Source organism: Actinomadura madurae, assembly GCF_900115095.1.
Taxonomy (GTDB): Bacteria; Actinomycetota; Actinomycetes; order Streptosporangiales; family Streptosporangiaceae; genus Spirillospora; species Spirillospora madurae.
In genome coordinates this window covers 64,998-79,188 of sequence record NZ_FOVH01000005.1, presented here as the reverse complement: position 1 = coordinate 79,188, position 14,191 = coordinate 64,998, and the positions used below count along the sequence as shown (strand labels likewise).

Below are 14,191 nucleotides of genomic sequence, written 5' to 3'. Positions count from 1 at the left end.
CCCGCGACTCCCAGGGGTCTCTCGACGTGACGGACATGGCGAGCGAGTCCGCGAAGGCGCGGCTCACACAGGCCGACCGCGTCCACGTGGGCTGGCGTTACGCGCAGGTGCACCCCGATCCGGGGCCGCCCCCGGGACGGCCCGAGGAGCCCGAGCGGGCCCCGCTGCCGCCGCCCGCGCGGCGGCTCGGCGAGGACATGGCCGGCCGCCCGCTGCGGATCGCGTTCATCGGCACGCTCGCGTTCGTCGCTCTGTTCCTCTTGTGCGGCATCGCCGGGGTCATCCCGTGGGCGTTCGTCGCGGTGGCACTGCTGGCCTGCGCGGTCGTCCTCGCCATCACCGGCGGCGGGCTCTGGCGGGACGAGCGGGGCGTCCGCGAAAGGCTCGCGCAGGAACGGCGCGAAGAGGAGCGCCGCCGCGCCGCCCGGGAGCGGGAACGGGAGACGGCCGAGAAGGACTACGCGAAGGCCAGGGCCGAGTGGGAGCGCCGCCACTCGGCGTACGAGAGCCAGCGCGAGTGGTACCCGGTCGCCGTCCCGCCCGGGGTCGACCGGGTGGACGTCGTGGGCGGCACGCTCGCCGGATGGTCCGCGGCCGTCACGACGATGGGCGCGGCCAGGCTCGCCGTGGGCGCCCGCCTCACCGTCATCGACCTGTCCGAAGGCGCGGTCGCGCACGACCTGCTGCGCCTCGCCGCCGACCGCGGCGACGACCCGCTCGTCTGGGTGCTCCCGGCCGACCTGCCCCGCCTGGACGTCACCCGCGGCCTCAACCCCGAGGCGCTCGCCGACGTCCTCTCCCTGGTCGTGAGCGCGGGCGAGGAGGAAGGCGGCACGCGCGACCTCTCGTTCGACAACTCGATCCTGGAACGCCTCATCGAGGTCCTCGGGCCCGACACCACGATCCCGCGGATCACCGCCGCCCTGCGCGTCCTCGCCCAGGTCGGCGACCCCCGCGACGACCTCCGCAAGGGCCTGCTCACCGAGGAGCAGCACGAGCGCATCGCCACGCTCTTCGGACGGGACGCCACCGACCGCATCGTCGTCCGCCGCGCCTGGGCCCTGGAGGCGCAGCTCCGCAAACTGGAGAAGCTCGCCACCGAGCCGGTACGGCTGCCGCCGTCCCGGCTCCACGTCGTGTCGATGGACCGGCGCGCCGGCGTCCTCACGAACAAGATCCTCGGCACCTACGTGACGACCGCGCTCACGCACCGCATCCGCGAGGCGCCGCCCGGCGGCAGATGGGACCACACCCTGTTCCTGTGCGGCGCCGAGAAGCTGCGCGGGGACGTCCTCGACCGCCTCATCGACGCCTGCGAGGCGACCGGCACCGGCCTCGTCCTTATGTACCGGTCGATCCCGGGCCACGTCCGCGAGCGCCTCGGCCGCCGCGGCCACGCCGCCGTCGGCTTCATGCGGCTCGGCAACCCCGAGGACGCCCGGGTCGCCGCCGAGCACATCGGCGCCGGCCAACCCCTCCTCGTCGCCGAGATCACCGACGCCGCCGGCGAGACCCTGTTCGACGTCGCGGGGGAGAGCTACGCCAGCACGGTCGCCTTCGCCCGCCCGCGCGGCGACGGCCTCACCGACCCCGTCTGGTCGCCGCTGCCCGCCCCGGCCGCCGACGACTCCGTCCTGGTCGAGGGCATCAGCTCCGCGACCGCCTGGGGCCGCACGGTCGCCGACCGCCGCGCCGACAAGCAGCGCTTCCGCGAACTGCTGGTCGAGCCCCCGCAGCTCCAGGAGCTGCCGCCGACCGCGATGGTCTTCACCCACTCCGGCGCGACGGGCCGCCGCACCCTCCTCGTGGACGCCAACCCCGGGATCATCACCCTGCCGACCGCGCACTCCATGGAGTTCGAGGAGTACCTCCGCGAACAGCAGCAAGCAACCCTCGTCGAACCCCCCGACGAAGAGCCCCCGGCGCCGTCCGAGCCTCCAGCGGAACCCGCCACTCCACGCGTCCCGCGAGCCCGCCACGCCCTCCCCCGAGGCGCCGCCCCCCGCCCGGCCCGCATCGTCCCCACCCTGAAACCCAACGGCCGCCACAAAGCCGACCCCCCAACCTGACCCCGGCCCATTCGAGATCGGCCGCTGGCACAAATGACCCGCAACCCCCCATCCGAAAAGTCCTATCAAGCGGACCTTTTCCGGCGCCTATGCCAGTTCTCGTGCCGAGTCAAGGCAGTTACACCTGTCGTCGGCGATCGGGCGGTATGGCCGCCTATTGTCGCGCGAGCGTCGATGTTTCCCCGGCTTTCCCGGCGGTAAACGTCGAGAATTGCGAACGCCAAGTCACTCAGAGTCATGCAGATGCTGATGGCGAAAGAAAGAAGACGTTCGACGCGGGCCGGCGGGTTACTGAAATAAATGTGACCTGCATCACAAAATGAAGATCAACCAGAGGTCTTCCCATCGGTTGATCGCCGGGTTAACTTAAGGCGGCTTTAACAACCCTTTACTCCTTGGGGTTCATATGGGTCGTCATGCGGCATGTCGTTGTGCGTCCGTTCTTCGCTTCATGTTGTGGCGGCGTTCGGCTGCGGCGGCCGCATTTGTGGCCCTGGTAATGGTCACCGGCCTGCTCCAGGTTCCCTTGGTATCGGTGCTGCCGCAGACGGCGGCTCACGCCGATGAGCCGAAGACGGCGGCGACCGAGCAGCAGGCGGTCGCGCAGGCGAAGCGGTCCGGTGCGCCGGTGGAGATCACGTCAAGGCGTGGAGAGAGCCATACGGTGCGTGCGCTGCCGAACGGCCGGATCGAGATCGAGCAGCATGTGCAGCCCATCCGCACTCGCCAGGGCGCCAAATGGGTGGACATCGACACCGCGCTCCGCCGCTCCGGCGACGGGATCGTCCCCACCGCGACGACGGTCGGACTTCGGTTCTCTTCCGGTGGCGACGGTCCGCTGGTGCAGATGACCCTGTCGGGCCGCAAGCTGTCGCTGTCGTGGCCGCAGCGGCTGCCGGAGCCGGTCCTGGATGGTGACACGGCGGTGTACAAGGGCGTCGCGGGCCCGGAGGTGGATCTGCGTCTGCAGGCGCGGCCGGGCGGGTTCGCGCATGTCCTGGTGGTCAAGACCGCGCAGGCGGCCAAGGATCCGCGGGTGGCGAAGGTGGCGATGGCGCTGTCGACCAGTCGCCTGTCGGTGCGCCAGGGCCAGGGCGGAGTCCTGACGGCGGCCGATACCGGCTCGGGCGCGGGAGTGTTCGAGGCGCCCACCCCGCGGATGTGGGACTCCTCGCAAGCCGAGCCGGCGACGGCGCAGGCTCGCGCACGTGCGGCGGATACCGATCCGGCGGCCGGCCCCCCGCAGGGCGCCAAGACCGCACGGATCGGGGTCGCGGTGGGGGACGGACGCATCACACTGACGCCGGACCAGGGACTGCTTTCGGCGTCCGACACGGTGTTTCCCGTGTACATCGACCCGGTATGGGGGGCGAAGAAGGCGACCAGTTGGGGGATGGTCTCATCGGGCTGGCCGGATGAGTCCTACTACAAGTTCGCCGGCAATTCGACCGAGGGGGTCGGCCGCTGTGAGGTCGCCAAGGATCCCAACTGTGTGAAGAATCAGACCAAGCGCCTCTTCTTCCGGATGCCACTTCCCGCGGTGAAGGGCCGCTACATCCAGAACGTCGAGTTCGTGGCGTATGAGACCAGCGCCTACAACTGCGATAATCCCACGTCGGTCCAGCTATGGAGGACCGCCACCCTCCAGTCCTACGCCACCTGGAACAACACGAACAACTCGTCCGTGTGGATGGAGCAACTGGCCGCGAGGGATGTGGCGTACTGCTCCAGAGCTCCGGTGGAGTTCGGCGGCGCGAAGCTGCGGTCGCACGTCCAGGACGCGGTGAACAAGGGCTACGGGACGATCACGCTCGGACTGAAGGCCTACAGCGAGTCATCGATGGACTGGTGGAAGCGGTTCGCCGACGACGCGTATCTGAAGGTGCAGTACAACAACCCACCCAGGCAGCCTGACACCGACACGATGTTCGCTGACCCGGGGACCAAGTGCGTCGACAGCGGCCAGGCCAAGCCGGTCAACGACATCTCCACGGTGTACGCCTACCTGAAGGATCCCGATACCGAGGACAGGAACAAGGTGCAGGGACAGTTCACACTGCACTGGGCCAACAACGCCGATGGGTCGGACTGGGGGCCGAAATGGACATCGTCGCTCACTCCGGCGAAGACGTCCGGCAGCCGGTTCTCGGTAAAACTGCCGTCCACGATCCCGCAGAAGACGAAGATCGGCTGGGGTGTACGCGCCTGGGACGGCGAGCAGTGGGGACCCTGGAGCTACGTCGGCGCCCAAACCGGCTGCTACTTCTACTACGACCCGGCGGTGCCGGCCAAACCCACCGTCACCTCGACCGACTACCCCGCCGATGACGCTTGGCACGGCGGCGCAGGGCAGACTGGCACCTTCACCATCGCCGACTCCGAAGGCGTCGCCGACCGGTACGTCATCACACTCAACGACGAACCCGCGCGAACGGTGACCACGGCCGCCGGCGCACCGCGGCAAGTGCAGATCGCGCCTACCCGTTCCGGCCCCAACATCCTCACCGTGCAGGCTTTCGCCCCCTCCAACCAGAACGGACCGGCGGTCTCCTACGAATTCCGGGCGAACACCGGATCCGATCCGGTGGCTCGATTCAGCATGGATGAAGGCGCCGGAGCGACTGCGGTGGCCTCCACAGGTCCGGGACGACCGGCACACGTGCTGGGCTCGGCAACGCTCGGAGCCGAAGGCAAGATCGGAACGGCGCTGAGCCTGGACGGCGTCAGCGGTTCTGCGGAGAGCAGCCTGCCGATAGTCGACACCACCGAGAGCTATACGGTCTCGGCCTGGGCGAAGCCCACTCAGCACAGGCAGGGTGAGCTCCTTGCGCAGTCCGGGACATACCAAAGCGGCTTCGTCTTGGGCATGCACGCCGACGGGGCGGCCATATTCGAGTGGCCGACCGTCGACAACAACACGGACGGCACACCCTGGCAGTGGGCCGTGGACGATGCGCCGCTCCCGCTCGGAGAGTGGAGCCACCTGATCGGCGTGTACGACAAGAGCGCCGCACAGATGCGGCTCTACGTGAACGGCGAGCTCCAGGCGACCAGGAACGGGGTGACGCCACTGAAGACCAATGGCCCACTCCAGATAGGTCGGAGTCTCTACAACGGCTTCTTCGTCAACAACTGGCCGGGCTTGATCGATGACGTGAAGGTGTTCGGCCGCCCCCTGTCGGACGCACAGGCACAGCAACTCGCCACGGGAACCACGCCCGCAGGAACCGATCTGGTCGCGCACTGGAACTTGGACAATGCGCAGGGCGCACCCCGTGTGTACAGCCCGGTGGCTCCATGGAAGGCGACCCTTCACAACGGAGCCGCCCTCGGTAGGCCCGGTCAGGTAAAGACTGCGCTGGACCTCGACAACACCGCCCACCAGTACGCTGGCACTGATCGTCCTGTGGTCAATACTCTGCGCAGTTTCGCAGTATCGGCTTGGGTGAAGGTCGACGGCGCGGCCTCCTCACCCACGAGTAATTTCACTGCGGTCTCGGCCCGTGGCAACTACCACAGCGGCTTCTACCTCAAGTACGTCGAGGCCACCCACCGATGGGTGTTCGCACGAACAGGCGAGGATGGCGACGATCCTGACTGGTATCAGGCCACGTCGAAGGATCCAGCGCAAACCGACGAGTGGACCCACCTGGTCGGGGTCTATGACGACACATCCAAGCGGCTACAGATCTACGTCAACGGTCAGCGGGGCATCGACAGCCCTGAGGTGACCTCGCGCTGGCTCGCCACCGGCGGCCTGGAGATCGGGCGCGCCCAATGGGCTGCCAATCCGGTCGACGACTGGGCCGGCCTGATCGACGACGTACGCGTCTACGACCGGGTGGTGGGCCGGCAAGAAGCCGAAGAGATGGTCACCCAGCAGCCAGTGCTCAGGGCCCGATGGATCCTCAACACGGACGGATCGGGTGAGCCCGCGGGTGCACCATCGCTGGTGATGCACAACGGTGCGGCCATCGACCCCACGGCGGGCTTCGGCGGATGGGTGTCACCGGCGGGCTTGAGGCTCAACCCGGCGCAGAAGGCATTCGCGGAAACACCCGAACCCGTCGTGGACACCGACAAGAGCTTCACGATCACCGGCTGGGTCCGCAACGATGGCCGGCCCCAGCAAGCAGCAACGGTCTTCTCCCAGCCGGGAGCCAATATCAATGCCTTCGCGCTGCGGTACGTCCCCGGCGAGGATCCGGCCGAGCAGGGCGGCTGGCAGGTCGTGATGCACAACTCCGATGACGGGGCCGCCCCGGCGCTGACGGCGTCCCACTCGGGTTTCGTCCCGCAGGACTGGTCGCATGTGGCAGTGGTGTACGACGCGCTGCGCGATCGCGTCAGCCTGTACGTCGACGGACAGTTGGAGGAAACCGCAGACGGGGTCTCCCAAGAAGACCAGATCACCGGATTCAAAGCCGCGGGCAACGGTGGCCTTCAGGTGGGCCGCACCAAATTCGGCGCTGCCGATGGCACCGAGTACTGGACCGATGCCGTCGATGACCTATGGGCCTACCAAGGTGCCTTGACGACGGAGCAAATCCAGTCCTTGGCCGGCGATATCGAGCTCCCCACCGAGGACGGCCCCTAGGCCCCATCCGGGCCCGCCGTTCCCGTCATGGTCGGCAGCGGCGGGCGAGCCGAGTCCCCCCCTTCTCTTCGTGATCTCTGAAGCGCCCCATGTCCCGGGGTGGTAGCGATGGAGGATGTCGTGAACGCAGGCCGGAGAATGTCTGGTCGCACCCGGCGCACAAGACTGGTGCTGGGATCACGTCGGGCGGTGGCCGCTGTTGCGGCGGTGCTCACCGTCGCCATGCCCGCCGGGTTGCTGTCGGTCCCGCCGGCGTTGGCCGATCCGCCGAACTCCCACCGCCCCAAGGTTGGGAACCATGAGAAGCCGGTGCCGGGGCACGACCTGAAGGTCCGCCCACGCAAGATCGATCCGGTCGAAGGCGGGCCCGCCGCGAGGGCGGCATGGCCGCAGGCAGGTACGGCCGAGGTCGCCGTCCCGTCCGGCACGAAGACCGCCGGTGTGCGCGCGGGCAAACTGCCGGTGCAGGTGTTGCCGCCCGCTGAACAGCCACGCTCGGCGAGGACCGTCCCTGCGGCGGGTCGTGTGCGGGTGCAGGTCCTTGACCGGCAGACCAGCCACGGGCTCGGTGTGGACGGGCTTGCTCTCACAGTGGCGCGCACGGACGCAGGGACGCCGGGGCGGGTACGAGTACGACTGGACTACTCGACGTTCGCGCAGGCGTTCGGCGGCGCCTACGGTGCGCGTTTGCGACTCCTCCAGTTGCCGCAATGCGCCCTGAGCACGCTGGACAAGCAGGAATGCCGAACGCCCAAGCCGGTGACGGCACGCAACGACACGGCCGCCAAGACACTGACCGCCGATGTCGAGGCCGTCCCGTCCGCCGTCTCGGGCTCACCGGCGGTGGCGTCGGGACAGAACGCGACCCTGCTGGTCGCGGCCGCCGATTCCGGCAGCTCACAAGGCGACTACAAGGCGACATCCCTAGAGGCATCGGCGACGTGGGGCGCCGGCGGCAACTCCGGGGACTTCGGCTGGTCATATCCGATGCGCGTCCCGCCCGTTCCCGGCGGGCTGACACCGAAGGTACAGCTGACCTATTCCTCCGGCAGCGTGGACGGCAAGACCGCCAACACCAACGGGCAGCCCTCATGGGCCGGTGAGGGCTTTGACCTGTGGCCCGGCTTCATCGAACGGCGCTACAAGTCGTGTGAGGACGACGATGCTCCCAAAGACGAATTCGGGAACTCTCCTGGTGACCAATGCTGGGGGTATGACAACGCGACGGTCACCTGGAACGGCAAGGGCGGGGAGCTGATCAAAGCCGCCGACGGCAGCTGGCGGATGAAGAACGATGACGGCACGAAATTCGAGAAACTCACCAGCTCTGCCACCGGAAATGGTGACGACAACGGCGAGTATTGGAAGGTCACGACCACTGACGGCACCCAGTACTTCTTCGGGTTGAACAGGCTGCCGAACTGGACGAGCGGCAAGCCGGAAACCAACTCGACCTGGACGGCGCCCGTCTTCGGCGACGACTCCGGTGAGCCCTGTCATGACTCCACCTTCGCGAGCTCGTGGTGCCAGCAGGCCTACCGCTGGAATCTGGACTATGTCGTCGACCCGTCCGGTAACGCGATCACCTACACCTACGGCCAGGAGACCAATCACTACGGCCGCAATATCGAACCCGAGGACGAGACCCCGTACGTCCGCGGTGGCTACCTGAAGACGATTTTCTATGGCCTGCGCAAGGACGCCCTGTTCGCCAAGGCTCCCGCCCAGGTCTCGTTCGCCACCTCCGAACGCTGCATCCCGGACGACGACTTCGACTGTGACCCGGCGAAGATCGGCGACAAGCCGGACCACTGGTGGGACGTCCCGTGGGACCTGAACTGCAACTCCGGACAGCAATGCAAGGACACCCACGGCTCTCTGTCGCCGACGTTCTGGTCTCGTAAGCGGCTGACCAAGGTCACCACCCAGATCCTCAAGCCGGACGGGTCGGACTACCGACCGGTGGATTCATGGTCGATGGATCATCAGTGGGGACTGGCGGACGTCGAGCGCGACCTGCTGCTCAAGGAGATCACGCACACCGGGCACGCCGCGACCGACGGCGGCGGTGCGGTCTCGCTCCCGAAGGTGACCTTCAACCACGTCCAATTGCCGAACCGGCTGGACAGGACCGGCGACGACATCCTGCCCTACATCCGCTACCGGCTCGGCGCCATCTATGACGAGTCGGGCAGCCAGATCGACATCGCCTACTCCGAGCCGGACTGTTCGCTGTCGGATCTGCCGACCCCGGAGACGAACACGACACGTTGCATGCCGGTGATCTGGACACCGCCCGGACGGGAAGACCCGATCACCGACTGGTTCCACAAATACGTGGTGACCTCGGTCATCCAGACCGACCGCACCGGCCTGGCCCCGGACATGGGCACCAAGTACGAATACGTGGGCGATGCCGCCTGGCATTACGACAACGATGACGGCCTGACCAGGGAGAAGGAGAAGACCTGGTCACAATGGCGCGGCTACGGCCAGGTCCGCACCTTCACCGGCGACCCGGCCGCTCCCGCCACGCGGTTGGACACGCTGTACCTGCGCGGGATGGACGGGGACCGCAAGAACAAGGACGGCGGCACCAAATCCGTCACAGTTGCGGACGGTGAGGGCGGCACCCACACCGACCACGACGCGCTCGCCGGGTTCTCGCTGAAGACCGCCCAATACACCAAACCCGACGGCAGCGTTCACGCGAAGACGGTCAACGCTCCGTGGCGGGTCCAGACCGCGTCCCGCACCCGGCCCTGGGGCACCACCACCGCGAATGTGGTGGCGGTCGGCAGCACCCGCACATGGACGGCCAAGGACGGCGGCGGCTGGACCGAGACCAGGACCGACAACACCTACACCGCTTCCGGCCCGGGCATCGGCCGGATCACCGCGGTCAACGACCTCGGCGACACGGGCACGTCGAGCGACGACAAATGCACGCGCACCGACTACGCCGACAACACCGATGCCTGGATGGTGTCTTTTCCCTCCAAGGTGGAAACCGTCTCGGTCTCCTGTGCCACCACTCCGAACCGGCCCGCCAAGGTCATTTCCGACACGCGGACCTACTACGACAACGGCGGGTTCGGCGCCGCCCCGTCCAAGGGTGACATCACCAAGGCCGAGAAGCTCGCCGACTACGAGGGAACGACTCCCAAATACGTGACCCAGGCCACCAATGTCTACGACTCGTTCGGCCGCGTCACAGAGGTCAAGGACGCGCTCGGCGCCGCCACGACCACCGTCTACACCGACACCCACGGCCTGACCACCGACAAACGGATCACCACCCCACCGGCCAAGCCGGGCGAAGCCGGTACGGCGTTGACCACCACGGAGGAACTGGACCCGGCGTTCGGGCAGCCGGTACGCACCACCGACGCCAACGGGTTGAACACGGACCTGGTGTACGACGGGCTGGGCCGCTTGCGGAAGGTGTGGCTGCCCGACCGCTCCAAGGCCAACAACCAGAACCCCAACCGCGAGTTCGAGTACCGGGTCGCCGAGGGGCAGATCGCCGCGATCACCGACAAGTCCCTTACGGCGACCGGCGGGCAGCGTGTCGAGAAGGTCGAGCTGCTGGACGGGTGGCTGCGCTCCCGGCAGATCCAGGTGCCCGGCCCGACCGGACGTCTGGTCTCCGACACCTTCTACGACGACCGAGGCCAGGTCATCAAGGCGTATGCCGCCTATCCGGCCTCCGGCGCCCCTGAACCCGCCCTGTTCGGCGTCGGCACCCCCGGCGACGTGGAGACCCAGACCCGCACCGAGTACGACGGCCTGGGCCGTAAGACCGTCGAGAAGCTCACCACGGGCAACGGTTCCCAACCGGATCAGGAACTATGGCGTACCACCTACTCCTACGGCGGCGGCAACCGCGTCTCCGTGACCCCGCCCGCCGGCGGCACACCCACCGCAGAGATCACCAACGCCCGCGGCCAGGTGACCGAGCGTCGCCAGTACAAGGCCGCGACACCGTCCGGTGAGTTCGACGCCACTAACTACACCTACACCCCTGCCGGGGAGATCGCATCGATCACCGACCCCTCCGGCAACACCTTCACCACCACCTACGACCTACGTGGACGCAAGACCCAGACGACCGACCCCGACAAAGGCACCAGCACTTTCACCTACGACGACCTGGATCGGCTGACCTCTACCACCGACGCCCGCGGCAAAAAGGTCTTCACCGAATACGACGGCCTGGGACGTAAGACAGCCACCCACGACGGCGCCGCCGACGGGCCGCTTCTGACCTCGTTCACCTATGACACCGTCACCCGCGGCAAGGGCGCCCTCGCCACTGCCAGCCGTCACGCGGACGACGCTGAATACACCAGCCAGATTCGCCAGTACGACACCCTCGGCAGGCCAGAGGCCATCACCATCACGATTCCGTCCCAGCAGGGGGCACTTGCCGGCGCCTACACGTTCTCCAGCAAGTACAACCTGGACGGCACCGTTCAAAGCAACTCTCTGCCCGCTAAAGGCGGCCTGCCTGTCGAGACTTTGGTCAACAGCTATGACACCTGGCTGCGGCCGACCCGTATGGCGACCACCGGCACGACTTACGTCGCTGACACCGTCTACACACCGACCGGTAAACCGTCCATCGTCGAACTGGGCACAACTCCCAAGCGCGCCTGGCAGACCTTCACCTACCAGCACGGGACGCAACGCCTCGATACCGCGAAGACGCTGCGCGAGGGCATCGACGGCAACGACCGGAATGCCACCTACCAGTACACCGACGCCGGCAGCGTCACGTCGATAACTGACAACTCCCGCGACGGCATCGACAACCAGTGCTTCGCCTACGACCACCTGCAACGCCTGACCGAAGCCTGGACCCAGGGAACCGCCGACGCCTGCGCCAGCGAGCCGACCAGCTCAGTGATAGGCGGCCCAGCCCCGTACTGGCAGAGCTTCGGGTACGACAAGGCCGGTAACCGCACCAACGAGACCCGCCACGGTATCGGCGGTGCGGCCGACACCGTCCGCACCTACACCTACGCCCCCACCGGACAAGGCAACCGCCTCACCCAGGTCACCCAGACCGGACCCGCCGGAAACCGCACCGACATCTACGGCTACGACGCCACCGGCAACACCATTACCCGTGCCGTCGACTCCGGCACCCCGGGCACCGGGCAGACCCTGGAATGGGACACCGAGGGTGAACTGGCGAAGGTCACCGAGAACGGCAATGACGAGACCTTCATCTACGACGCCACCGGCAACCGCCTCATCCGCAAGGACCCGACCGGCGCCACCCTCTACCTCCCCGGCGGCACCGAACTGCGCGCGTTGAACGGCGCCACCACCCCAACCGGCACTCGCTATTACGACTTCGCCGGCCAGACCGTCGCGATGCGCACATCCGATGGCACCCTGACTTACCTCACCGGCGACCACCAGGGCACCGACCAGATCGCCATCAACGCCGCCACCCAAGCCAGCACAATTCGTCGCTTCACCCCGTTCGGCGGGATCCGTGGAATGGACGACGACGCGACCTGGCCAGGCGACAAGGGCTTCCTCGGCGGCACGCAAGACCCCACTGGCCTCACCCATCTCGGCGCCCGCGAATACGACCCGGACACCGGCCGCTTCATCTCCGTCGACCCCGTCATGGATCAAGCCGACCCCCAGCAGATGAACGGCTACACCTACGCCAACAACAACCCGGTGACGCATGCCGACCCCGACGGCCAGTGCCCACCGGACATCTGCGGCGCCGGCGTCATCAACGTAGGCCACAGCAAACCAGCCAAAACCGGCGGCTGCGGCCACGACATCTGCGGCTCTCCGAAGAACACCGCGAACATCGTCGACAGCTACTTGAGGCCGCGTAGAACCAAAATAGGTGCCACCGTAATCAACGCACCTACAGCGGCTGCCTACCGTGCAGCTTTCCTAAGTGCGCTCCTCTTGAGGGACAAGAGCATCTACTGGGTCGACAGGCACGACCCGCTTCCGACCTGCACGCCCGGAGCCGCCGGCGCGGTCAACGGCGCATGTTCGCCCGGTGACATCGACATCCTCACGAGATTCGGCGACCTGGTTTGCAAGGTCGGCGGCTTCAAGTGCAGCCACCTGTCGACTCGCAACTACTTCCTCCTCGGTCTCAGTGGCTTCGAACCCGGCATGGAGGGCGGCGTAGGCCACCCGGGCGGGCTCGGAGGCGGCGGACGATCGAAGTCGGGGAAGTCGCAGAATCTCCGTTCCTGTAGCAGCTTCGTACCGGGAACGACGGTCCTCATGGCCGACGGAAGCCGCAAACCCATCGAGGATGTCAAGGTCGGCGACAAGGTGCTCGCCACAGACCCCGAAACCGGTGAAACCCGAGCCCAGCCCGTCCTGGGCACGATCACCAGCAAGGGCGACAAGAACCTCGTCCAGATCACAGTGGACGGCGACGCTCCCAGCTTCACCGGATCAACGAGCAACACAGCCAAGCCCCGAGACTCAAAGGGCGGCGTGGTTATCGCCACCGACCACCACCCCTTCTGGGTCGCGGGCGACATCAACCAGTGGGTCGAGGCGGCCGACCTCCAGCCTGGCATGTGGCTCCGCACGAGCGCCGGCACCTACGTCCAGATCACTGCCACGCAGCACTGGACCACCCACCACCAACGCGTCCACAACCTCACCATCGCCAACACCCACACGTACTATGTGCTGGCAGGGGCGCCGGTCCTAGTTCATAACGACAACGGATGCGGCGTCGCCCGTAACGAGAAGGGGCAGTTCACATCTGGAGAGAATGCGGATGCGGCCCGAGGGCGCCAGACGCACCTGAACTACAGGAGTGCCTTGGGGGCTGGATACGACTTCGAAGTCACGCTCCCGAGCGGGCTGAGGCCTGATGCGGTCGACTGGAAGAACCGGGTTGTGCGTGAATTGAAGTCAGATGCGAGGAGCAGTCAGGCGACAGGACGGCGACAGCTGCAAAAATACGTTGCCGAGTTGGAAGATATTACCGGTCAGAGTTGGACTGGTCATCTCGATACGTATAAGAGGTTTGGCTGATGGTGAACTCGATCCTCTTGGAGGCCATCAATGAGGTCCTCGTGCCGCTGGGCTTTAGAAGGAAGTCGGCAAATTGGTGCAGAGTGTCTGGCGATCTCTACTGTGTGGTTAACGTCCAGAAATCACGTTGGGATGAGTCATGCTACGTGAATGTCGGATTCACCCCGGCGGCCAAAGTCAAGACGGGATGGCTATCTGAATCAAAGTGCCTAGTCAGGTTCAGAGTGGACGCAATCTCCTCTATCTCCCGGGAAGGGCTCGAACTCCTATCGGGAGGATGGGTGGATGCGAGCGGAGAGCGTGAATTTCGAGGAGATGTTGTGGACAAGATTGCAACTCCAGTAGCGCGGACAGTTGATTCGATTGCGAGCATGCAGGACTTGAAATATCTGTTGCATACAAGCATTAGTGATCAGGTGTTCATTCATCGCGAGGTCAGGGACGAATTGCTCGAAGAGGATTGATGCAGCTTCCTCTCACT

At 66.5% G+C, this 14,191-nt stretch carries 4 protein-coding genes; all 4 read left to right on the top strand.

What is annotated here, in order from left to right:
* The first annotated feature begins 35 nt into the window (after positions 1–35).
* Complete coding sequence (locus tag BM339_RS16485) at positions 36–2,069, top strand: hypothetical protein (RefSeq protein WP_024935597.1); 2,034 nt, start codon at positions 36–38, stop codon at positions 2,067–2,069.
* A 451-nt stretch (positions 2,070–2,520) separates the two neighbouring features.
* Complete coding sequence (locus BM339_RS16480) at positions 2,521–6,666, top strand: LamG domain-containing protein (RefSeq protein WP_143118455.1); 4,146 nt, start codon at positions 2,521–2,523, stop codon at positions 6,664–6,666.
* 108 nt (positions 6,667–6,774) lie between these two features.
* Positions 6,775–13,710 carry an RHS repeat-associated core domain-containing protein gene (locus BM339_RS16475; protein WP_143118454.1) on the top strand — a complete coding sequence of 2,312 codons (6,936 nt, stop codon included), beginning with the start codon at positions 6,775–6,777 and terminating at the stop codon, positions 13,708–13,710.
* Positions 13,710–14,174 carry a DUF4304 domain-containing protein gene (locus BM339_RS16470; RefSeq protein WP_075021409.1) on the top strand — a complete coding sequence of 155 codons (465 nt, stop codon included), beginning with the start codon at positions 13,710–13,712 and terminating at the stop codon, positions 14,172–14,174. Before BM339_RS16475 ends, BM339_RS16470 begins: the two co-directional genes overlap by 1 nt.
* Positions 14,175–14,191 lie beyond the last annotated feature (17 nt).